The organism is Streptomyces sp. NA04227, from assembly GCF_013364195.1.
GTDB lineage: Bacteria > Actinomycetota > Actinomycetes > Streptomycetales > Streptomycetaceae > Streptomyces.
The window spans coordinates 1,079,131-1,102,500 of record NZ_CP054918.1; the positions used below are offsets into that span (position 1 = coordinate 1,079,131).

Sequence of the window (23,370 nt, forward strand, 5' to 3'; positions counted from 1 at the left end):
AACTGTCCGGCGCGATACGCGAACCGGGGTGCGCGCCCTGCGGCGCACACCCCGGCAACGTTATCCCGGTCCTGCTCAGCCCGCGGTGCCGGACGCCTCCTGGCGGCGGGCGACGGCGGCCTTCACCAGGCCCGCGAACAGCGGGTGCGGGCGGGTCGGGCGCGAGCGCAGTTCGGGGTGCGCCTGCGTGGCGACCAGATAGGGGTGCACGTCGCGCGGGTACTCGACGTACTCGACGAGCTTGCCGTCCGGGGAGGTGCCGGAGAACTGCAGGCCCGCCTTCTTCTCCAGCTCGGCCCGGTAGGCGTTGTTGACCTCGTAGCGGTGGCGGTGGCGCTCCTCGACGTACTCCTTGCCGTCGTACACCTCGCGCACGATGGAGCCCTCGGCGAGCTTGGCCGGGTACATGCCGAGCCGCATGGTGCCGCCCATGTCGCCCTCACCGGCGACGATGTCGAGTTGTTCGGCCATGGTGGAGATCACCGGGTGCGCGGTGCCGGAGTCGAACTCGGTGGAGTTGGCGTCCGGGATGTCCGCGACGTTGCGCGCGGCCTCGATGACGATGCACTGGAGGCCCAGGCACAGGCCGAGCAGCGGGATGCGGTTCTCGCGGGCGAAGCGGATCGCGCCCACCTTGCCGCCGACACCGCGGTCGCCGAAGCCGCCGGGGACACAGATCGCGTCCACGTCGCCGAGCTGTTCCTCGGCACCGGCCGCGGTCTTGCAGTCGTCCGAGGTGACCCACTTGATCTTCACCCGGGCCCGGTTGGCGAAGCCGCCCGCCCGCAGCGCCTCGGTGACCGACAGGTAGGCGTCGGGCAGGTCGATGTACTTGCCGACCAGGGCGACGGTGACCTCGTGGTCCGGCTTGTGCACCCGGTCCAGCAGGTCGTCCCAGGTCGTCCAGTCGACGTCGCGGAACGGCAGGTCGAGCTTGCGCACGACGTAGGCGTCCAGGCCCTCGGTGTGCAGCACCTTGGGGATGTCGTAGATCGACTTGGCGTCGATGGCGGCGACCACGGCGGCCTCGTCGACGTCGCACATCAGCGAGATCTTGCGCTTGATCGACGTCGGCACGTGCCGGTCGGCGCGGAGCACGATCGCATCGGGCTGAATACCGATGTTCCGCAGCGCGGCGACCGAGTGCTGGGTGGGCTTGGTCTTGAGTTCACCCGAAGGACCGATGTAAGGGAGCAGCGAGATGTGCACCACGAACACGTTGTCCCGGCCGACCTCGTGGCGGACCTGGCGGACGGTCTCCAGGAACGGCAGCGACTCGATGTCGCCGACGGTGCCGCCGACCTCGGTGATGACCACGTCAATGTCATCGGCGCCGGTGGCCAGGCGTCGAATGCGGTGCTTGATCTCGTTGGTGATGTGCGGGATGACCTGCACGGTGTCGCCGAGGTACTCGCCGCGGCGCTCCTTGGCGATGACCGTGTTGTAGACCTGGCCGGTGGTGACGTTCGCGCTGCCGTCGAGGTCGACGTCGAGGAAGCGCTCGTAGTGACCGATGTCCAGGTCGGTCTCGGCGCCGTCGTTGGTGACGAACACCTCACCGTGCTGGAAGGGGTTCATCGTGCCCGGGTCGACGTTCAGATACGGGTCGAGCTTCTGCATGGTGACCTTGAGGCCACGGGCTTTCAGCAACGCACCCAGGCTGGAGGCCGTGAGCCCCTTGCCGAGGGAGGAGGCGACACCCCCGGTGACGAAGATGTGCTTGGTCGTCGAGTTCGAGGATCGGGGCGGCATGGCCAAGAGGGGGCTCCCGTGGTCGCGGTCTGGAGTGCGGCGCGGGCCCGGCTTTCAGGCGCTCGACAGCGTGCTCTGATCACTTGGGGCGGTGCCGCTGCGGTCGGGGGCCTCGCCCACCGGTCCACGGGCTACCAGGGTAACAGCGACCGGGAGGGTCTGCTTCCGGCCACGCTCCGCGCACGCAATGCCGCGCAAGTCACCCACCGGCCGCCCGTTCGGCGCACCCAGGTTGCCGAAGACGGTGCACGGAACCTTCAAGTCGGACGTATCCTGCTCGGACCACTCGCCGACGAGCACGGGACCCGGGCACGTGGCGCGCCCTGAACCGGGTGTCCGAGTGACGCGGGGAACGCCGCTGCCACGAGCCGCGTCTTTCTCCCAAAGAGCTCATGAGCTGGCGATTCACACAGAATCCTTGACCCGCACTGCAAGGCCCCCGAGCGGGCACCGTGGCCGTTTTGACTGGAGATGTACGTGGCCGGGCGCATCGAGGACTACGCACTTATCGGAGACATGCAGACCGCCGCGCTGGTCTGCCGGGACGGCACGGTCGACTGGCTGTGCCTGCCCCGCTTCGACTCGCACGCGGTCTTTGCGGGACTGCTGGGCACCGAGGAGCACGGCTTCTGGAGACTGGGACCGGCGCCTGCGCACGGCTCGGATCCGGCCGCTGCCACACGGCGCAGCTACCGCGGCGACTCCCTGATCCTGGAATCGGAGTGGGACACTCCGCGGGGCACGGTCAGAGTGACCGATTTCATGCCTCCGCGCGACGGAGCACCGCAGCTGGTGCGCATCGTCGAGGGCGTCACCGGCCGGGTGCCGATGCGCTCCGCGCTGCGGATGCGTTTCTCGTACGGCCGGATCGTGCCGTGGGTGCACAAGGTCGACGGCCGTACGGTCGCCGTCGCGGGCCCCGACTCGGTGTGGCTGGACACCGGTGTGGACACGTACGGCGAGGACCTCACCACGTACGCGGACTTCACCGTCTCGCCCGGGGAACGGATCGCCTTCACGATCTCCTGGCAGCCCTCGCACCACGAGCCGCCGCCGCTGCCGGAGCCGGAGCAGTCGCTCGACGCGACCTTGGACTTCTGGCGCGAGTGGACCGACCAGTGCACGTACCACGGGCCCTATCGGGAGGCCGTGATCCGCTCGCTGGTGACCCTGAAGGCGCTGACCTACGCGCCGACCGGCGGCATCGTCGCCGCCCCCACCACCTCGCTGCCCGAGGAGATCGGCGGGCTGCGCAACTGGGACTACCGCTACACCTGGCTGCGCGACGCCGCCATCACGCTCTCCTCGCTGCTGCGCACCGGCTACCGGGACGAGGCGAGCGCCTGGCGCGAGTGGCTGCTGCGTGCGGTGGCGGGCGACCCGGAGAACCTGCAGATCATGTACGGGATCGCCGGTGAGCGTGAGCTCGGCGAGGCGGAACTGGACTGGCTGCCCGGCTACGAGAATTCGACCCCGGTCCGGGTCGGCAACGGCGCCGCGCACCAGCTCCAACTGGACGTCTACGGCGAGGTCACCGAGGCGCTGCACCTGGCGCACATGACGGGCCTGGCCCGCAACGACCACGCCTCGCTGCTCCAGATCAGGCTGATCCGGCACCTGGAGGACCACTGGAACGAGCCGGACGAGGGCATCTGGGAGGTGCGCGGCCCGCGCCGCCACTTCGTGCACTCCAAGGTGATGGCCTGGGTCGCGGTCGACCGCACCATCAAGCTCATCGAGTCCGGGGACGCGGAGGGACCGCTGGAGAAGTGGCGCGAACTGCGCGACGAGATCCACCGTGACGTCTGCGAGAAGGGCTACGACCCGGAGCGCAACACCTTCACCCAGTCCTACGGTTCGCGGGAACTGGACGCCTCGCTGCTGCTCATCCCGCAGATGGGCTTCCTGCCGCCCGACGACAAGCGGGTCATCGGCACCATCGAGGCGATCCAGCGGGAGCTGTCCACCCCGGACGGGTTCATCATGCGCTACCCGACCTCCGGCGAGGAGGAGGGTGTGGACGGTCTGTCCGGCGACGAAGGCGCCTTCCTGGCCTGCTCGTTCTGGATGGCCGACGACCTCGCGATGATCGGCCGGGTCGACGAGGCCCGCAAGCTGTTCGAGCGGCTGCTCGCCCTGCGCAACGACCTCGGGCTGCTCGCCGAGGAGTGGGACCCGGTGCTCCAGCGCCAAGTGGGCAACTTCCCGCAGGCGTTCAGCCATGTCCCCCTGATCGACACGGCGCTGCGGCTCACGGCGTCGGGGGCGTACGGCGGCTAGCCGAGGCCTGCGCCCGCACGGACAGAACCGGACAGAACCGGTCCCGGCTCCCGTACAACTCGCGTACGGGAGCCGGGACTTGTCGGTTCAGGAAGCGGCGTCGAACTCCCTGGCCACCTGCGGAACGGCCTCGAGGACCGTCCCGTAGTGGTCGAGCGTGCCCATGTCGGTGAGCTTCTGGTCGGCGCCGCGGGCCGTCAACTGGCCTTGGCAGTGCAGGGAGTTGGCGTACGGGACGTCCTTGTCGCCCGGTGCGTGGAACAGGTGCACCGGGACGTCGGGCCGCCAGTCACAGGTGTTGTCCATCTCCGTGAGCTTTTCCCGCAGCTCCCCGGTGGGGGTGCGGATCTTTCGCAGAAAGTCCTCGGTGAACAGGTCCTTGGAGGTCTTTGGCAGTGCGGCCGCGATCTGCGGCGCCTTGTGGTTGCCGTCGAAGAGGGTCTCGATCTCCTTGCCGTACGGGGCACGGAAGGCCTCGTCGGGTTTCTCGTAGAGGCCGTACAGCCTGTTCCACGCGGTGCTGAAGTAGGCCAGGTAGAGCGACGAACGGGCGACCTTGTCGTCGGCCGCGGCGGCCTCGAAGCCACTGAGGTCGAACGGTCCGGCGATCGGGGCCAGGGCGGCCGGCCGGAAGTACGGGTCGACGCCGTCGTGCAGGGCGCGGCCGACCAGCATCGTGGCGGGCCCGCCCTGCGAGAAGCCGCTGATGAACACGCGCCGGCCGACGTCGCGGCCGTCTCGCCGGGCGAACTCCCGGGCGGCGCGCAGGGCGTCGACCGAGGCGGTCACGGTCGCCTTCGGGTGGCCGTAGGGGTGGATTCCGGGGCCCTTGCCCAGGCCCAGGTAGTCCGGGGCGGACACCGCGCGGCCGGTCGAGGCGAACAGCAGGGCGGCGGCCCGGTCGGCGGACTCGTCGTTCACCGAGGCGACTTCGCCCCGGTACACCTCGGTGCCGTGCAGCCAGGACACGGCCCGCAGTTCGCGTGCGTCGTTCTTGGGCAGTACGACGAGTTGGCTGGCCGTGGTGGGTTCGCCGTCGGTGCCGACGGTGCGGTACACGATCCGGTGAGCGCGGACGCCGTGGCGGACCTGCGCCGGGTCCATGCCGGTCCCGGTCAGCAGGGCGGCGACCTGTTCGGCGTCCAGGTCCGCGACGGGCGTCGCCGAGACGATCTCGCCGCGCTCCCCGGACTTCCCTTCACCCGGCGGCTGGTGGGTGGCCGAAGGGCCTGGCGGTTTGTCGCGCGTTTCGTTGTGCGTTTGGTTGTGCGTTTCGTTGTGCTGTTCGTTGCTCCCTTCGTCGCCGCAGCCGGTCGCGAGGAGCGCGGTGAGGGCGCAGGTCAGGGCGAGGGCGGCGGTCGCGGATGCGCGTACGGCGGTCTTCGGACGGCGTGTTGAACGCTGGTGAATGATCATGGTGCGACTCTGCCGTTCCAGGCGCCTTCGGCACACTGGGGCAGCCGCCCGAGTCGACAGGGGGTTGGCCCTACCTCCGGGCCGGTCGCGGAGGTTCCGCTTGGCCGGTCAACTCGTCGTAGACACTGAGTACTTGGGCGACCATGTCGTCCTCGGTGGGCCAACTCCGGGTCTGCGTACGTGCGGTGAGCCTGAGGGCTGCGCGGCGGCGCGGCTCACAGAGCAGGGCGGTGACCGCGGCCGCCAGCGCGCCCGGGTCGTCCGGAGGCACCAACTCCGCTGCCGCGCCGACCAGTTCACTCATCCCCGGGGAGGCCGCGACCACCAGCGGCACCTGGGCGAGCAGTGCTTCCCGGGCGAGGACCGAGGGCACCTCGCGGCTGTGCGGTACGAGGACGACGTCCGCCGCGGCGAGCAGCTCCCGGACATCCGTGCGGCGACCGAGCAGCCGTACCGGCAGGTCCTCGCGCGCGATACGCCGCTGGAGCGCGGCCCACAGCGGGCCCTCCCCCGCGACGAGGAGCAGTGGCTGCGGCGCCAGGGGGCGCCAGAGTCCGGCCGCGTCGAGGAGCGTGTCGTGCCCTCGGCCCGCCTGGAGGGCGGCCACGGTCAGGAGCAACGGGCGGCCCACGGCGCCCAGTTCGGCCCGGGTCTTCTCGGCGTCGGTGCGCTGCTCGGCCTCGGTGCGCTGCCGCGCGAGGGACGGCTCGGCGGGTTCCGGGACGTGCGGGTCGGCGGGCTCGGCGCCGGGGAAGGCCGCGAGCGAACCGAGGCGTGCGTCGCGCGCGCCCCGGGCGCGGGCCCGGTCCACGAGTTCCGGCGAGGTGGCCAGGACGACCGAGGCCGCACGGGCGACCCTGCGCTCCATGAGCTGCTGGAGCCGGGCCCTGGCGCCGCTCGACGGAGCCCCGGCGTGCCAGGTGACCACCATCGGCACGGTGCGCGCGCCGAGCGCGAGCCGGGCCCTGGCCGCCGCGTGCAGTCCGTGCGCGTGCACCAGGTCGGCCGTGGCACAGGCCTGCCGCAGCGCGGCGAGCGCCGCCGGGTCGCCACGCCGGGGCACCGGCACATGCCGCGCCCCCAAGTCACCGAAGCGGTGCAGGAGTTCGGCCTCGCGCGGCGCGCACACCGTGACGCTCACCCCGCGCGCCACCAGACCGCCCACCAGCGCACGCACCTGCGCCCCACTGCCCGCGCTGCGACCGCCGAGCACCTGCACGGTGTGCAACGGCGCGGTGCCGCGCGGCGCGACGGTGCTCACTGGGCGCTGTTCCTCGTTTCGTGGGCCGCCCGGCCCGGGGACGGGACCGACGGCAGGCGCTGGTACGACAGATACGACGGGTACGACAGATGCGACGGATATGACACGGACAACGCGTACGACTCCTACGACCCGTACGACACGGCAGGACCGGCCGGGGACGGCATTTGGGCCCGTGGGCACAGAATGCCAGGCCCAGGCGGTCACCGGGGCGTCATGGCGGAGTCGCGACCGCGTCCCCGGGGTGAGCGCAGGGTGTCGCTCCACCTGAAAGGGGGAAGCGGGAACGGACGTTGACGGACGGCGGCGCGGTGCTGCGGCGGAGCCGGAGCTCCCCGCGCCGGGACAGCTCGTCAGGCGTCGGACCGCGCCGCGGCGAGCAGTTCCTCCGCGTGGGCACGGGCCGTTTCGGAGTCCTCCTGGCCGGCCAGCATGCGCGAGAGTTCGCGTACGCGCTCCTCGCCGTCGAGGACCTTCACCCCGGACCGGGTCACCGAACCGTCGTTGGTCTTCTCGACCAGCAACTGCCGGTCGGCGAAGGCGGCGACCTGGGGAAGGTGGGTGACCACGACGACCTGCGCGGACTTGGCGAGGCGGGCGAGCCGCCTGCCGATCTCGACCGCCGCCTTGCCGCCGACGCCCGCGTCCACCTCGTCGAAGAGATAGGTGGGTACCGGGTCGGTGCCCGCGAACACCACCTCGACGGCGAGCATCACCCGGGACAGCTCACCGCCCGAGGCGCCCTTGGCGATCGGCCGGGGCGGCGCGCCGGGGTGCGGGGCGAGCAGCAGCTCGACCTCGTCGACCCCGCTCGGGCCGTAGGCGACCGTCCTGCCGTCGACCTCCACGCCGTCCGGTGCCTCGGTCTGGCGGAGCTCGAAGGAGACCCTGGCGTGCGGCATGGCCAGGGAGGCGAGTTCCTCGGTGACGGCCGCCGCGAAGCGTTCCGCGGCCGCCCGGCGCACCTGGGTCAACTCCTGTGCCAGGGCGCCGAGTTCGCCGTGCAGTGCGTCGCGTTCGGCGGCGAGTTCGCCGATCCGGTCGTCGTCCGAGTCGAGTTCGCCCAGGCGGGCCGCGCTCTGCTCGGCCCAGGTGAGGACGGCCGTGATGTCCTCGCCGTACTTGCGGGTCAACTGGCCGAGCGCGGCCCGGCGTTCCTCCACCGCCGCGAGCCGCAGCGGGTCGGCGTCCAAGTCGTCGGCGTATCCGGCGAGTTCACCGGCCACGTCCCCGAGCAGGATGCCGATCTCGCCGATGCGGTCGGCCAGGTCGGCGAGCGAGGGGTCGTGCGAGCGGACCGCCTCGACGGCCCGGTGGGCGCCCGCGACCAGCGTGTTGGCGTCGACGCCCTCGGGGTCCTCGGGGTTGCCCGCCAGCGCCGCGTGGGCGGCGGTGGCGGCGGAGGCGAGTGCCTCGGCGTGGCCGAGCCGCTCGGCCTCGGCGGCCAGTTCGGTGTCCTCGCCGGGGCGTGGCTCGACGGCGGCGATCTCCTCCAGGCCGAACCGCAGATGGTCGGCCTCCTGCGCGCGCTCGCGGGCCCGGGTGGTGATCTCGTCGAGTTCCCCGGTGACGGTGCGCAGCCGGCGGTAGGCCGCCGTGTACTTGGCGAGCGGCCCGGTCACCGCGTCGCCCGCGTACCGGTCGAGCGCCTGCCGCTGGCGGGAGAGCTTCAACAGGCCCTGCTGGTCGGTCTGGCCGTGCACGGCCACGAGTTCGTCGGCGAGTTCGCCGAGTACGCCGACGGGCACCGAGCGCCCGCCGAGATGGGCGCGGGAGCGGCCCTCGGCGGAGACGGTTCTGCTGATCAGCAGCGAGCCGTCGTCGAGTTCGGCACCGGCCTCCTCGGCACGCACCGCGGCCGCCGCGCCCTCGGGCACGGTGATCCGGCCCTCGACCACGGCCGACTTCGCGCCGATCCGCACCAGGGCGGGGTCGGCGCGGCCGCCGAGGAGCAGCCCAAGGCTGGTCACGACCATCGTCTTGCCCGCCCCGGTCTCACCGGTGACGGCGGTGAATCCGGGCGACAATTCGACGACCGCGTCGTCGATGACTCCGAGCGACCGTATCCGCATCTCCTCCAACACGGACACGACCTTACGAGGTCCGGCGCCCGCTGTGCGACGGGCCCCGGGCTACGGGTACGAAGACGCAGGTGACGGCCGTGCGCACGGGAGGGGGGTCACCCGCCTGAGTGGGCGGGTCCCGACCGGGCGGCGGCGAGCGCCTCGTCCCGGCGACGTACCTCCGTGCCGTCTACTGCGGCGCCCCGCGCCAGCCCGACACCGGCAGCGCGAACTTGGCGACGAGCCGGTCGGTGAACGAGGCGTGGTGCAACCGTGCGAGGCGTACCGGGACGGCGCCCCGGCGTACCTCCACCCGCGCCCCGGCGGGCAGTTCGACGGTACGGCGCCCGTCGCACCACAGCACGCCGTGCGGGGTGTGCGGCTGGACCTCCACGGCGAGCACCGAATCGGGCGAGGTGACCAGGGGCTTGGCGAACAGGGCGTGCGCGCTGATCGGGACCATCAGGAGGGCCTCGACCTCCGGCCAGACCACGGGTCCGCCCGCGGAGAAGGCGTACGCGGTCGAACCGGTGGGCGTCGCGCAGACGATTCCGTCGCAGCCGAAGCCGGACACCGGCCGCCCGTCGATCTCCAGGACGACTTCGAGTATCCGCTCGGGCGAGACCTTCTGCACCGCGGCCTCGTTCAGCGCCCAGTCCCGGTGGACCACATCGCCGTTGCTGTGCACGACGATGTCGACGGTCATCCGCTCCTCCACCTCGTAGGCGCGGCTGACCACCCGGTCGACCACCTTGTCGAGGTCGTCGCGTTCGGCCTCGGCGAGGAAGCCGACCCGGCCGAGGTTCACCCCGAGCATCGGCACCCCGGAGGCGCGGGCGAATTCGGCGCCGCGCAGCAGGGTGCCGTCGCCGCCGAGAACGATGAGCAGTTCACAGCCGTCCAGGGCCCCGGGGGTCGCCTCGGCGACGAGTTCGACACTGGCCGGCAGCGGCAGATCGCACGCCTCCGACTCCAGTACGCGCACGCCGAGCCCGGAACGCAGCAGTCCCTGGACCACGAGTTCGGCGCTGCGGACGGCCGCCCGCCGTCCGGTGTGGGCGAGCAGGAATACGGTACGAGCTCGGTTCTCGGTCAACGTGGCCCCTCCGCGACGGCACGGTCAACGTCTGCCGGGTCCAGCTCGGGAGCACCGGCGCACAGCCACAAAAAGTACTCGACGTTGCCGGAGGGACCGGGCAGCGGGCTGGCCGTCACGCCTCGCACTCCGAGCCCAAGTGCCCAGGCCTGCTGGGCGACTTGGCGTACCGCCTCGGCCCGCAGCTCGGGACTGCGTACGACACCGCCGCTGCCCAGCCGCTCCCGGCCCACCTCGAACTGCGGCTTCACCATCAGCACCAGATCGGCGTCCGGGGCGACGCAGCGCACCAGGGCGGGCAGCACCAGACCGAGCGGGATGAAGGAGAGGTCGCCGACGACCAGGTCCACCGGGACCGCGCCGATGTCCGCCAGCGTGAGCTCGCGCACGTTCGTACGGTCCTTGACCGTCACCCGGTCGTCGCTCTGCAGGGACCAGGCGAGCTGTCCGTAGCCGACGTCCACCGCGACCACATGGGCCGCCCCCGCGCGCAGCAGAACGTCCGTGAAGCCGCCCGTGGACGCGCCCGCGTCGAGCGCGCGCCGCCCGGGGACGACGAGCCCGCGGGGGACGAAGGCCGCGAGGGCGCCCGCGAGTTTGTGCCCGCCGCGCGAGACGTACTCCGGGTCGTCGTCGTCCTTGGTGACCACGATCGCGGCGCTGGTCTCCACCTGGGTGGCCGACTTGCTCGCGGTGGTGCCGCCGACGGTGACCCGTCCCGCGGCGATCAGCTGGGCGGCGTGCTCGCGTGAGCGGGCGAGCTTCCGGCGGACCAGCTCGGCGTCGAGGCGGCGGCGTGCCACTCCTGCCACGTTCGGTTCAGCTCCTGTGTCCGTGCCCGGGTTGCCCCGGCCTGGCGTGTCCCGGATTCCGGCTGTCAGCGGCCGTGTCCGTGCGGCGGGGGTCCCGGTGCGGGCGGCCCCGGCCTGCTGTCGAGGGCGGTCAGGGTGTCCCGCAGTCCGCGGTGCACATCCTCGTACACCGCCAGATGGTCGTCGGTGCCGAGGTGGTCCGCGTCGCCCAGCCGGGCGAGGTGCGTATCGACCTCGGCGTTCCCCGTCTGCTGCCGTTCCACGTCGAGCGGCGCGGGGGCCGATGGATCGTACTCCGGCTCGGCGGGGAGCTGCGGCTCGGCCCCGGTCGGGGAATCGGATTCGGCCGGTGACTCGGATCTGGCCGGTGACTCGTGACCGGCCGCCTCGGGACCCGGGCCCGCCGCCGTGTCCGTGTCCGTACCCATGCCCGTGCCGGAGTGCACCTCCGCGTCCGAGCCCGGGTGCGCCGACGCGTCCGCGGCTACGTGCCCGCCCGCGTGCGCGCCGGGGAGCGTGCCTGTCTCCGGCCGGTCCGGGCTCGCCATGGTGTCGCTCATGCCCAGACGCTACCGCGCGGGGCTGCGGTAGCGTCGAGCGCGATGGCCACGATCGAGGAGTGCCGGGCCGCGCTGGAGCGGCTCTCGGACAGCATGGCCGCGGCCAAGGGCGCCGCGGGCCGGGCCGCCGCGCTGGACCGCTCGCTGAGCTGCCACCTCACCGACCTCGACATGAGCCTGCTCGGCCGTCTGCGGGCGCGCCGCGTCGACGTGGCCGAAACCGTGCCGGGGCCGCCGCCCCGAAAGGCGCAGATCCGCCTCGCCACGACCAGCGACGACCTGGTCGCCATGATCGACGGCGAACTCCACTTCGCCAAGGCCTGGGCCTCGGGCCGGGTGAAGGTGGAGGCGCCCCTACGGGACCTGCTGCGCCTGCGGGGGCTGCTGTGAACGGCCCCCTTGGAGCGCCGTGTTGAACGCCGGTTCCACGCGCTACTCGCTACCCGCTGCCCTCCCCGGTGACCGCTGCCCCGCCGACCGTCAGACGCCCTTGCCCACCGCCGCCGTACGCGCCGCGCGCGCCGCGGGCACGACCAGCGGGGTCCCGGTCTCCGGATCCTCGATGACCTGGCACCGCAGGCCGAACACCTCCTCGACGAGCTGTGCGGTGACGATGTCGCCGGGCGCGCCCTCCGCGACGACCCGGCCCTCCCGCAGCGCGATCAGATGGGTGGCGTAACGGGCTGCGTGATTGAGGTCGTGGAGTACGGCCACGAGGGTCCGGCCCTGCTCCTCGTGCAGTTCGGCGCACAGGTCCAGGACGTCGATCTGGTGCTGGATGTCGAGATAGGTGGTGGGCTCGTCGAGCAGCAGCAGGGGCGTCTGCTGGGCGAGCGCCATGGCGATCCACACCCGCTGGCGCTGCCCGCCGGAGAGCTCGTCCACCTGCCGCCGGGCGATCGCCTCGACACCGGTGGCGGCCATCGACTCGCGGACGACCTGCTCGTCCTGGCGGGACCACTGGCGCAGCAGCCCCTGGTGCGGATACCGGCCGCGGGCGACCAGATCGCCGACGGTGATGCCGTCCGGGGCGATGGAGGACTGCGGCAGCAGACCGAGGGTGCGCGCGGCCTGCTTGGCCGGTACGGACTGGATGACCTGCCCGTCCAGGAGGACCCGCCCCCGGCTCGGCTTGAGCATCCGGGCCAGCGCGCGCAGCAGGGTCGACTTGCCGCAGGCGTTGGGTCCCACGATGACGGTGAAGGAGTTGTCGGGGATCTGCACCGAGAGCCGCTCGGCGATGACGCGCTGGTCGTAGCCGAGGGTCACGTCGTCGGCGATCAGCCGGTTCACTGCGGCACGCTCCTGTTCGGGGTCGGGTTCGGGGTCGGGTTCGGGGTTGGGGTCGGGGGGTGTTCGGGACGTAGGGGGCGGTGACGGTGAGCGGCGTACGGGAGGGTCGGCCGAACCCTTGACGGCCGCCCCTCCCCCGTACGGCCGTTCATATCCGCCCCGTCCGGCGCTCGGTGACGAGCAGCCAGATCAGATACGCGCCGCCGAGGACCCCGGTGAGCACGCCGACCGGCAACTGGTCGGCGCCGAAGACCCGTTGGGACGTCAGGTCGGCGCCGACGAGCAGGGCGGCGCCCATGACGGTGGCGGGGCCGAGGTTGGGTCCGGGCGCCCGGGTGAGCCGCTTGGCGAGCTGGGGCGCGGTGAGGGCGACGAAGCCGACCGGACCGGCCGCGGCGGTCGCACCGGCGGTGAGCACGACCGCGGCGAGCATCAGCAGCATGCGGGTGCGTTCGACACGTATCCCGAGCGCCCCGGCGCAGTCGTCGCCCATTTCGAGCATCCGCAGCGCGCGGCCCCCGCCGAGTGCCAGGGGTACGAGCACCGCGCACAGCGCGCACAGCGGCCAGACCTGGTCCCAGCCGCGGCCGGAGAGCGAACCGGTCATCCAGACCAGGGCGCGGGCGGCGTCCACCAGGTCGGCCTTGGTGAGCAGATAGCCGTTGACGGCGGTGACCATGGCGCAGACGCCGATGCCGACCAGGACCAGACGGTAGCCGTGGACCCCGCGCTTCCAGGCGAGTACGTAGATGGCGAGGCCGGTGACCAGTCCGCCGACGAGCGCGCCGCCCGCGACCTGGAGGGAGGTGCCGCCGAACAGCACGATGACGACGAGCGCGCCCGCCGTGGAGCCCTGGCCTAGACCGAGGATGTCGGGGCTGCCCAGCGGATTGCGGGACAGGGACTGGAAGATGGCGCCGCCGAGGCCGAGCGCGGACCCGACCAGGAGGGCGACCAGGACCCGCGGCAGCCGCAGGTCGTTGACGACGAACTCCTGGCCGGTGCTGCCGTTGCCGAGCAGGGTACGGATCACGTCGGCGAAGCCGATGGGGTAGTCGCCGGTGCCGATGAGGACGACGCTCACCGTGAGCGCGGCGGCGAGCAGACCGGTGACGACCACCGTGCTGCGTATGTCGAGCCTCAGCGAGTAACCGGCGCGGGTGCGGATCGACTTCACAGCTGCGCCATCCTCTGCCGCCGTACGAGCAGGACGAAGACCGGTCCGCCGATCACCGCGGTGACGATGCCGACCTGGAGTTCCGCGGGCCGCGCGATCACCCGGCCGAGCACGTCGGCGCCGAGCAGCAGCACCGGCGAGAGCACCGCCGAGTACGGCAGGATCCAGCGCATGTCCGGGCCGGTCAGGCCGCGTACGACATGCGGGATCATCAGGCCGACGAAGGCGATGGGGCCGCAGGCGGCGGTGGCCGCACCGCACAGCAGGGTGGCCGCGACCATGGCCAGGGCGCGGGTGCGGCCGAGCCGGGTGCCGAGCGCCTTCGCGGTGTCGTCGCCCAGGGCGAGGGCGTTGAGCGGGCGGGCCAGGGCGAGGGCGAGCAGGGTGCCGAGCGCGAGGAAGGGCAGGACCTGGGTCAGGGTCTCGTCATTGGCGTACGAGAGCGAACCGACCGTCCAGAAGCGCATTTTGCCCAGTGCGGCATCGTCGACGATCATCACGGCCTGGAGATAGCCGGACAGGGCCGCGGTCAGCGCGGTGCCCGCCAGGGCGAGCCGGACCGGTGTCGCGCTGCGGCTGCCGCCGAGGGCGTAGACGAGGACCCCGACCGCCGCGGCTCCCGCGAAGGCGAACCAGACGTAGCCGCGCAGCGAGGTGACGCCGAGGAAGGTGATGGCGGTGACCACCGCGGCCGAGGCTCCGGCGTTGATGCCGAGCAGTCCGGGGTCGGCGAGCGGATTGCGGGTCAGCGCCTGGAGCACGGCTCCGGCGAGTCCCAGCGCCGCTCCGGCGAGCAGCCCGAGCGCGGTGCGCGAGAGCCGCTCACCGACCACGACGTCGCTGAAGGTGCCCGAATCCTGGAAGAGGCCGTGCCAGACCTGGTCGAGCGAGAGCGGTTTGGCGCCGACGGCGACACTCGTGAGCGCGAGAACGGCCAGTACCGCGACGGCCGCGAGCAGACCGGCGCCGCGTATCGCGCCTCGGGCGCGGGGCACGACGGGGCTCGCCGTGCGCTGTTCGGGAGGACCTTCAACCAACACAAGGTTAGGTTAGCCTACCCTGCTTTACGGGGGGGGGTGGGTGGTCGGCCGCAGTCACCTCAGCAGTAACGGCAGCCGCCTGGGGATTCGGTCCCACCGGCGGGTGGGACCGGCCTCGCACCCACCGGCCGCCCCGCCCTCACCCCCTCAAAGCCCCAGCCGCGCCAGCGCCTTGCCCGCGTCCCCGCGCCACGCGTCCTCACCCCCGGCGCTCCAGGCCGCCGCGCACAGCGCCCGCAACCCGTCCAACGGCGCACCCTCCCCCGCCAGTTCGAGCCCGTCGGAGGAAGTGCTCGCGGTCCAGCCACCACAGGTGAACCGGCCCTCGCCGCCGCCGACTTCGGGCTGCGGCCCGAGCAGGCCGCGCAGATCGGCGTCGACGTACGTGGGCCGGTGCGCGGGCACCGCCGCGAGGAGCTGTGCGGCGTCGGTCACGCCGGTGAGGACGAGCAGGGAGTCGACGCCGCCGTTGAACGCGCCCTCGATGTCGGTGTCCAGACGGTCCCCGATCACCAGCGGCCGCCGTGCGCCGGTGCGCAGCACGGTCTCCCGGTGCATCGGCGGCAACGGCTTTCCCGCCACCTCGGGTTCGGCCCCGGTGGCGATCCGTACCACCTCGACCGCAGCCCCGTTGCCCGGGCCGATACCGCGTGCGCCGGGGATGGTCAGATCGGTGTTCGAGGCGAACCACGGCACCCCGCGCGCCACCGCGTACGAGGCCTCCGCGAAGCGGGACCAGGGCAGTTCGGGCCCGCCGTATCCCTGCACCACCGCGGCGGGATCGTCGTCCGCGGAGTCGACCGGAACGAGCCCGCGCTCGCGCAGCGCCACCCGCAGCCCCTCGCCGCCGATGACCAGCACCCGCGAACCGGCCGGAATCCGCTCGGCGATGAGCCGGGCCACCGCCTGCGCCGAGGTGATCACGTCCTCCGCGCCGGCGGGGACGCCGAGTTCGGTGAGGTGCCGGGCCACCGCGTCGGGAGTGCGCAGCGCGTTGTTCGTGACGTACGCCAGGTGCATGCCGTGCGCGCGGGCCTCGGCCAGCGACCCCACCGCGTGCGCGATGGCGGCACCGCCCGCGTACACCACACCGTCCAGGTCGAGCAGGGCCGTGTCGTACGCCCTGTCGAGGGGCTCGGCGCTGCCTGCGGGCCGCGTCCTGACAGGGTGGTTCATGGTGTTCTCGTTCCTCTCGACGTCGCTCACCCGCTCATCTTCCCCGCCGTGAACGCACATACGATGCACGGATGACGAACGCAAGTCCGCCAGCCACTCCGCACCCCCGTGGTCTCGAACTCACCCCGTTCCGAGGCCTCCGCTACGACCCCGACCGGGTCAGCTCCCTCTCCGCGGTGACCTCGCCCCCGTACGACGTGGTGGTACGTCCCGACGGTCTGCACCATCTCGAATCGGCCGACCCGTACAACATCGTCCGTCTCATCCTGCCGCAGGCCGCCGACCCCTCGGCGCGCGGCGAGCAGGCCGCCGGGACGCTCAACCGCTGGCTCGCGGAGGGCATCCTGGCCGCCGACGAGACGCCGGGCTTGTACGTCTACGAACAGCGCACCGGAAGTCTCCTCCAGCGCGGAGTGATCGGCGCGCTGCGGCTCTCGCGCCCCGAGGAGGGCGTGGTCCTGCCGCACGAGGACGTCATGGACGCGGTCGTCGCCGACCGTGCCGCGCTGATGGGCGCCACGGCCGCGAACCTCGAACCGCTGCTGCTCTCCTACCGCAGCGACGGCGCCGCCTCCGCGACCGCCGAGGTCATCGAGCGCACCGTGACCCGCGAGCCGGTACTTCGGACCACCACCGAGGACGGCGTTCGCCACTCGCTCTGGCCGGTGACCGAGACCGCCGAACTCACCGCCGTCCAGGCCGATCTCGCCCGTCACCAGGCACTGATCGCCGACGGCCACCACCGCTGGGCGACCTATCTGCGGCTGCGCGAGGAACGCCGGGGCCCCAGCCCCTGGGACTTCGGCCTCGTCCTGCTCGTGGACACCGCCCGCTACCCCCTTCAGGTACGCGCCATCCACCGGCTGCTGCACCAACTACCCCTGTCGCAGGCGCTGTCCGCGCTCGACGGCGCGTTCCGGGTCCGCACCCTCGGCCGGGACCTGGCGGCGGCACAGCGCGCCCTCGCCGAGGCCGTGACCGAGGGCAACGCCTTCGTCCTGACCGGCGACGGCACCTTCCACCTCGTCGACCGGCCCGACCCGGCGCTCCTCGCGGACACCGTCCCGACCGGCTTCCCCGAGGCCTGGCGCACCCTCGACGCGACGGTCCTGCACTCGACCCTGCTCGACCACGTCTGGCGCATCCCCGACACCCCCGAACGCATCGGCTACATCCACGACCCCGTCGCCACCGTCGCCAAGGCCGAACACGACGGCAGTACGGCGGTCCTGATGCACCCCGTCGACGAGGACGTCGTACGCGAGCTCGCCCAGCAGGGCGTCACCATGCCCCGCAAGTCCACCTCGTTCGGACCGAAACCGGCGACTGGGCTGGTGTTGCGGAGCCTTGGGGTGTGAGGGAGAGGCTGATGACCGCGCCCTGCGGGTGAGTTGTACGGGAGGGGCCGCCGGGGTCGACAACTGTGCTTGTAGGGCTGGGCATTTGTCGATCAGGGGACTTGTCGGGTACGGGACCCTTCCCGCAAAGCACCTTTCCGGCACGGCACTGGCCCGGCACGGCACTTGTCGATCAGGGTATTTGTCGGTGGCGGACGTCGCCGCTGAGGGAACTCGCCGGAACGAATCTCGCCCGGAGGCATTGAGCCTCCGGGCGAGATTCGTTCCGGGCGCGGGCTGAGGGGGAAGCCGGGTGACGGGCCTTCCCCTCAGCCGTGGGTGAGTCAGTCCTGCGGGTCGGTGCCGCGGTCGGCGGCTTCGGGGGCCTGGCCGTTGTCGGCCTCCTCCGCCTCCGCTTCCGCGTCGTCCTTGTCCTCGTCCTCGTCCTCGTCCGTCGTGACGGTCTCGGCAGCCTCAGCGGTGGCTTCGTCTGTCGCGGGAGCTTCGTCGGTCACGGTGACTTCGTCGGCCACGTGCGCCGCCTCATCGGTGACTGCCGCCTCGTCGTCGGCCGCCGTCTCATCGTCGGCCGCTGCCTCGTCGACGGGCGCCGCGTCATGCGGCCCTGCGGCCTCGTCCCTCGTCGCCGTCCCGCCGGACCCCGCCTCGTCCTCGTCCATGGCGTCCATGAACTCGATCCCGTCCAGCTCGGCGAGCCGGTCGGAGGCGTCGGTGGTGCCGTCCTTGTCGGACTCCACCGCCTTCGCGAACCACTCGCGTGCCTCGCTCTCGCGGCCCGCCTCCAACAGGACGTCCGCGTAGGCGTACCGCAGCCGTGCGGTCCAGGGCTGTACGGACGACGACGCCAGCTCGGGACTCTGCAGCGTGACGATGGCCGCGTCCAGCTGGTCCATGTCCCGTCGCGCACCCGCCGCGACGAGCCGCATCTCGACCTGGCCCGCCTTGTCGAGCTTGTGCACCTCCGGCGCACCGGCCATGTCGAGCGCCTTCTCCGGTCGACCGAGCCCACGCTCGCAGTCCGCCATCACGGGCCACAGATCGGTGTTGCCGGTCATCCGGCGCGCCGCCCTGAACTCCGCCAGCGCCTCGCTGTACTTCTGATTCGCGTACGCCGCGAACCCGGCCGCCTCACGTACGGCGGCGACTCGCGAGGCCAGCCGCAGCGCGACCCGCGAATAGCCGTACGCGCCCTCGGGGTCCTCGTCGATCAGACGGGCCACCATCACCAGGTTCCTGGCGACGTCCTCGGCAAGGGTCTTGGGCAGGCTCAGCAACTCCTGCCGTACGTCCTTGTCGATCTCCTCGCCCGTGACGTCCTCGGGGATGGGCAGCCGCTTGACGGGCTCGCGCTCCCGATCACGGTCACGGTCGTCCCGGCGGTACCCGCCGCCGCGTCGGTCGTCCCTGCGGTCGTCGCGGCGGTCGTCACCACGGCGGTCGTCCCGTCCCCGGAACCCACCGGACCGGCCGCGCTCGTCGTCACGCCGGAAGCCGCGGCCACGGTCGTCCCGGTCCCGGTCCCGGAAGCCTCCACCGCGAGGAGCGTCGCGCCGGTCGTCACGGCGGTCGTCCCGCCGGTCGTCGCGCCTGTCATCGCGCCGGAAGCCACCGTGGTCGCCACGGCCACCGCGGTCGCCGTCCCTGCGGTCGTCCCGCCGGAAGCCTCCGCCACGGCCCTCGTCGCGCCGGTCGTCACGGCGGTCGTCGCGGCGGAAACCCTGCCGGTCGCCATCGCGCCGCTCGTCACGCCTGTCGTCCCGGCGGAAGTCCCGGCGGTCGCTGTCCCTGCTGTCCCTGCGGTCGTCGCGCCGGTCGTCCCTGCGGTCGTCGCGCCGGAACCCACCTCCGCGATTGTCCTCACGCCTGTCGTCGCGCCGGAAGCCTCCGCCGCCGCCACGACTGTCATCGCGCCGGAAACCGCCGGACTTACGGTCGTCGTCCCTGCGGTACCCGCCCCCGCGGTTGTCGTCCCGCTGGAAGCCGCCGCCCTCGTCCCGCCGGAACGACGGCCGCTCGTCGCGCCGTTCGTCCCTCGGGAACCGGCCGCCCGGACGGTCGTCACGACGGAAGCCGGGACGGTCGTTGCGCTCGTCACGACGGAACCCGCCACCACGGCTGTCGCCCCGACTGTCGTCACGTCGGAAGCCGCCACGGTCGTCCCGGCGGTCACCCCGGTCGTCACGACGGAAGGAAGAACGGTCGTCGTCACGACGGGGCGCCGGACGGTCGTCACGGCGGTCGTCACGGCGGAAGGGGGGCCGTCCGCCCTCTCTACGGAAGCCTCCACCGCCACCGCCCCGACTGTCGTCACGTCGGAAGCCACCACGGTCGTCCCGGCGGTCACCCCGGTCGTCACGACGGAAGGAAGAACGGTCGTCGTCACGACGGGGCGCCGGACGGTCGTCCCCACGGTCGTCACGGCGGAATCCACCGCCGCGATTGTCGTCGCGACGGAATCCTCCGCCTCGGTTGTCGTCGCGGCGGAACCCGCCGCCACGGTTGTCGTCACGACGCCCGTAGCCGCCACGATCGCGGTCACGGTCGTCGCGGCGGCCCTCGCCGCCGCCGTCACCGGAGCGTCGGCCACGGTCCCTGTCGTCCCGACGGCCGTATCCACCACGGTCGTTGGGACGACCGCCCGGGCGGCCCGCACCACGGTCCCCACTGTCCCGGCGGCGCTCGTCGCGCCCGGGTCGGTCCTCGGGAGAGTTGGTGGACATGGTGACTCCTGTCTTCGGTACCGCAATCATTCTCGCGCAGCCGACTATCGGACGCGCGTCCTGGAATACAAAAAAGGACCTGTGGTCCCAGCGTGAACGCTGGGACCACAGGTCCTCAAAGATTGTTCGGCGGCGTCCTACTCTCCCACAGGGTCCCCCCTGCAGTACCATCGGCGCTGAAAGGCTTAGCTTCCGGGTTCGGAATGTAACCGGGCGTTTCCCTCACGCTATGACCACCGAAACCCTTTCAGACCCCTGCGAGAAATCAGCAGGGAAAGAACAGGGCAGCGAACAAGCACACTCTTCAATTAAGTAGTGAAACTGTTCAGCCAGCACAACTGTTCGTTGTCTGGGAACTACACAGTGGACGCGAGCAACTGAGGACAAGCCCTCGGCCTATTAGTACCAGTCAACTCCACCCCTTACAGGGCTTCCATATCTGGCCTATCAACCCAGTCGTCTACTGGGAGCCTTACCCTCTCAAGGAGGTGGGAATACTCATCTCGAAGCAGGCTTCCCGCTTAGATGCTTTCAGCGGTTATCCCTCCCGAACGTAGCCAACCAGCCATGCCCTTGGCAGAACAACTGGCACACCAGAGGTTCGTCCGTCCCGGTCCTCTCGTACTAGGGACAGCCCTTCTCAATATTCCTACGCGCACAGCGGATAGGGACCGAACTGTCTCACGACGTTCTAAACCCAGCTCGCGTACCGCTTTAATGGGCGAACAGCCCAACCCTTGGGACCGACTCCAGCCCCAGGATGCGACGAGCCGACATCGAGGTGCCAAACCATCCCGTCGATATGGACTCTTGGGGAAGATCAGCCTGTTATCCCCGGGGTACCTTTTATCCGTTGAGCGACGGCGCTTCCACAAGCCACCGCCGGATCACTAGTCCCGACTTTCGTCCCTGCTCGACCCGTCGGTCTCACAGTCAAGCTCCCTTGTGCACTTACACTCAACACCTGATTACCAACCAGGCTGAGGGAACCTTTGGGCGCCTCCGTTACCCTTTAGGAGGCAACCGCCCCAGTTAAACTACCCATCAGACACTGTCCCTGATCCGGATCACGGACCCAGGTTAGACATCCAGCACGACCAGAGTGGTATTTCAACAACGACTCCCCCTGAACTGGCGTCCAGAGTTCACAGTCTCCCACCTATCCTACACAAGCCGAACCGAACACCAATATCAAACTGTAGTAAAGGTCCCGGGGTCTTTCCGTCCTGCTGCGCGAAACGAGCATCTTTACTCGTAGTGCAATTTCACCGGGCCTATGGTTGAGACAGTCGAGAAGTCGTTACGCCATTCGTGCAGGTCGGAACTTACCCGACAAGGAATTTCGCTACCTTAGGATGGTTATAGTTACCACCGCCGTTTACTGGCGCTTAAGTTCTCAGCTTCGCCACACCGAAATGTGACTAACCGGTCCCCTTAACGTTCCAGCACCGGGCAGGCGTCAGTCCGTATACATCGCCTTACGGCTTCGCACGGACCTGTGTTTTTAGTAAACAGTCGCTTCTCGCTGGTCTCTGCGGCCACCCCCAGCTCAGAGCGCGAAGCTCATCACCAGAAATGGCCCCCCTTCTCCCGAAGTTACGGGGGCATTTTGCCGAGTTCCTTAACCATAGTTCACCCGAACGCCTCGGTATTCTCTACCTGACCACCTGAGTCGGTTTAGGGTACGGGCCGCCATAAAACTCGCTAGAGGCTTTTCTCGACAGCATAGGATCATCCACTTCACCACAATCGGCTCGGCATCAGGTCTCACCCACGTGCCATCCGGATTTACCTAGATGACGGGCTACACCCTTACCCCGGGACAACCACCGCCCGGGATGGACTACCTTCCTGCGTCACCCCATCACTCACCTACTACCAGCTCGGGTCACCGGCTCCACCACTTTCCATTCCCCGAAGGGTCCGGAACGGCTTCACGGGCTTAGCATCACTGGATTCAATGTTTGACGCTCTACAGCGGGTACCGGAATATCAACCGGTTATCCATCGACTACGCCTGTCGGCCTCGCCTTAGGTCCCGACTTACCCTGGGCAGATCAGCTTGACCCAGGAACCCTTAGTCAATCGGCGCAAACGTTTCTCACGTTTGTATCGCTACTCATGCCTGCATTCTCACTCGTGAACCGTCCACCACTGCCTTCCGGCGCGGCTTCACCCGGCACACGACGCTCCCCTACCCATCACAGCCTCCGTTGGGAGTATTGCTGCAATGACACGACTTCGGCGGTACGCTTGAGCCCCGCTACATTGTCGGCGCGGAATCACTTGACCAGTGAGCTATTACGCACTCTTTCAAGGATGGCTGCTTCTAAGCCAACCTCCTGGTTGTCTCTGCGACTCCACATCCTTTCCCACTTAGCGTACGCTTAGGGGCCTTAGTCGATGCTCTGGGCTGTTTCCCTCTCGACCATGGAGCTTATCCCCCACAGTCTCACTGCCGCGCTCTCACTTACCGGCATTCGGAGTTTGGCTAAGGTCAGTAACCCGGTAGGGCCCATCGCCTATCCAGTGCTCTACCTCCGGCAAGAAACACACGACGCTGCACCTAAATGCATTTCGGGGAGAACCAGCTATCACGGAGTTTGATTGGCCTTTCACCCCTAACCACAGGTCATCCCCCAGGTTTTCAACCCTGGTGGGTTCGGTCCTCCACGAAGTCTTACCTCCGCTTCAACCTGCCCATGGCTAGATCACTCCGCTTCGGGTCTTGAGCGCGCTACTAAACCGCCCTATTCGGACTCGCTTTCGCTACGGCTTCCCCACACGGGTTAACCTCGCAACACACCGCAAACTCGCAGGCTCATTCTTCAAAAGGCACGCAGTCACGAGACACACAAAGTGTGTCCGACGCTCCCACGGCTTGTAGGCACACGGTTTCAGGTACTATTTCACTCCCCTCCCGGGGTACTTTTCACCATTCCCTCACGGTACTATCCGCTATCGGTCACCAGGGAATATTTAGGCTTAGCGGGTGGTCCCGCCAGATTCACACGGGATTTCTCGGGCCCCGTGCTACTTGGGTGTCTCTCAAACGAGCCGCTAATGTTTCAGCTACGGGGGTCTTACCCTCTACGCCGGACCTTTCGCATGTCCTTCGCCTACATCAACGGTTTCTGACTCGTCCTGCCGCCGGCAGACGACAGAAGAGAGATCCCACAACACCCCAAGCGCAACCCCTGCCGGGTCTCACACGCTTGAGGTTTAGCCTCATCCAGTTTCGCTCGCCACTACTCCCGGAATCACGGTTGTTTTCTCTTCCTGCGGGTACTGAGATGTTTCACTTCCCCGCGTTCCCTCCACATGCCCTATGTGTTCAGGCAAGGGTGACAGCCCATGACGACTGCC

The 23,370-nt window shown here is 70.1% G+C and carries 15 protein-coding genes, 2 rRNA genes and 1 pseudogene (1 of these 18 only partly in view); 3 read left to right on the forward strand and 15 right to left on the reverse strand.

Features of this window, described 5'->3' with window-relative positions:
* Positions 1-75 precede the first annotated feature (75 nt).
* Positions 76-1,752, reverse strand: a complete 1,677-nt coding sequence (locus HUT18_RS04390; RefSeq protein WP_176097978.1) for a CTP synthase — start codon at positions 1,750-1,752, stop codon at positions 76-78.
* Between the two features lie 477 nt (positions 1,753-2,229).
* Here HUT18_RS04390 and HUT18_RS04395 point away from each other — a divergent pair, with 477 nt between their 5' ends.
* Positions 2,230-4,032 (forward strand): glycoside hydrolase family 15 protein, encoded by a 1,803-nt coding sequence (locus HUT18_RS04395; protein WP_176097980.1) that lies wholly within the window; start codon positions 2,230-2,232, stop codon positions 4,030-4,032.
* Between the two features lie 87 nt (positions 4,033-4,119).
* Here the strand turns inward: HUT18_RS04395 and HUT18_RS04400 are convergent, their stop codons facing one another.
* From HUT18_RS04400 to HUT18_RS04425, 6 genes are all read right to left on the reverse strand, one after another.
* Positions 4,120-5,448, reverse strand: coding sequence for a hypothetical protein (locus HUT18_RS04400; protein WP_254878417.1), 1,329 nt, complete (start codon positions 5,446-5,448; stop codon positions 4,120-4,122).
* Between the two features lie 70 nt (positions 5,449-5,518).
* A complete protein-coding gene (locus HUT18_RS04405) occupies positions 5,519-6,709 on the reverse strand; it encodes a glycosyltransferase family 4 protein (RefSeq protein WP_176097981.1) in 1,191 nt (396 codons plus the stop codon).
* Positions 6,710-7,062: 353 nt separating this feature from the next.
* Positions 7,063-8,781, reverse strand: a complete 1,719-nt coding sequence (gene recN / locus HUT18_RS04410) for a DNA repair protein RecN (RefSeq protein ID WP_176104286.1) — start codon at positions 8,779-8,781, stop codon at positions 7,063-7,065.
* Positions 8,782-8,962: 181 nt separating this feature from the next.
* Positions 8,963-9,868, reverse strand: a complete 906-nt coding sequence (locus tag HUT18_RS04415) for an NAD kinase (RefSeq protein WP_176097982.1) — start codon at positions 9,866-9,868, stop codon at positions 8,963-8,965.
* A complete protein-coding gene (locus HUT18_RS04420) occupies positions 9,865-10,680 on the reverse strand; it encodes a TlyA family RNA methyltransferase (RefSeq protein ID WP_176097983.1) in 816 nt (271 codons plus the stop codon). The genes HUT18_RS04415 and HUT18_RS04420 overlap by 4 nt, the downstream gene beginning before the upstream one ends.
* Before the next feature lie 65 nt (positions 10,681-10,745).
* Positions 10,746-11,108, reverse strand: a complete 363-nt coding sequence (locus HUT18_RS04425; protein ID WP_176104287.1) for a hypothetical protein — start codon at positions 11,106-11,108, stop codon at positions 10,746-10,748.
* 174 nt (positions 11,109-11,282) lie between these two features.
* Here HUT18_RS04425 and HUT18_RS04430 point away from each other — a divergent pair, with 174 nt between their 5' ends.
* Positions 11,283-11,630, forward strand: coding sequence for an SCP2 sterol-binding domain-containing protein (locus HUT18_RS04430; protein ID WP_176097984.1), 348 nt, complete (start codon positions 11,283-11,285; stop codon positions 11,628-11,630).
* 90 nt (positions 11,631-11,720) lie between these two features.
* On the opposite strand, the gene HUT18_RS04435 is transcribed toward HUT18_RS04430, so the two are convergent.
* From HUT18_RS04435 to HUT18_RS04450, 4 genes are all read right to left on the reverse strand, one after another.
* Entirely contained in the window at positions 11,721-12,533 is an 813-nt protein-coding gene (locus HUT18_RS04435) for an ABC transporter ATP-binding protein (protein ID WP_176097985.1), read from the reverse strand.
* A gap of 148 nt (positions 12,534-12,681) precedes the next feature.
* Complete coding sequence (locus HUT18_RS04440; protein ID WP_176097986.1) at positions 12,682-13,710, reverse strand: iron chelate uptake ABC transporter family permease subunit; 1,029 nt, start codon at positions 13,708-13,710, stop codon at positions 12,682-12,684.
* Positions 13,707-14,750: an iron ABC transporter permease gene (locus HUT18_RS04445; protein ID WP_176097987.1), complete on the reverse strand. Its 1,044-nt coding sequence runs from the start codon at positions 14,748-14,750 to the stop codon at positions 13,707-13,709. The genes HUT18_RS04440 and HUT18_RS04445 overlap by 4 nt, the downstream gene beginning before the upstream one ends.
* Positions 14,751-14,897: 147 nt before the next feature.
* Positions 14,898-15,926, reverse strand: coding sequence for an HAD-IIA family hydrolase (locus tag HUT18_RS04450; protein ID WP_176104288.1), 1,029 nt, complete (start codon positions 15,924-15,926; stop codon positions 14,898-14,900).
* Positions 15,927-15,997: 71 nt separating this feature from the next.
* Here HUT18_RS04450 and HUT18_RS04455 point away from each other — a divergent pair, with 71 nt between their 5' ends.
* Positions 15,998-17,284: a DUF1015 family protein gene (locus HUT18_RS04455; RefSeq protein WP_176097989.1), complete on the forward strand. Its 1,287-nt coding sequence runs from the start codon at positions 15,998-16,000 to the stop codon at positions 17,282-17,284.
* 323 nt (positions 17,285-17,607) lie between these two features.
* On the opposite strand, the gene HUT18_RS33255 is transcribed toward HUT18_RS04455, so the two are convergent.
* From HUT18_RS33255 to HUT18_RS04470, 4 genes and pseudogenes are all read right to left on the reverse strand, one after another.
* Positions 17,608-18,615: a tetratricopeptide repeat protein gene (locus HUT18_RS33255; protein WP_254878929.1), complete on the reverse strand. Its 1,008-nt coding sequence runs from the start codon at positions 18,613-18,615 to the stop codon at positions 17,608-17,610.
* A 603-nt stretch (positions 18,616-19,218) separates the two neighbouring features.
* Positions 19,219-19,908, reverse strand: a pseudogene (locus HUT18_RS34125) (tetratricopeptide repeat protein); the annotation flags it as partial.
* Positions 19,909-20,128: 220 nt separating this feature from the next.
* Positions 20,129-20,245 (reverse strand): 5S ribosomal RNA (gene rrf, locus HUT18_RS04465).
* Positions 20,246-20,383: 138 nt separating this feature from the next.
* A 23S ribosomal RNA gene (locus HUT18_RS04470) occupies positions 20,384-23,370 on the reverse strand; it runs 130 nt beyond the window's last position.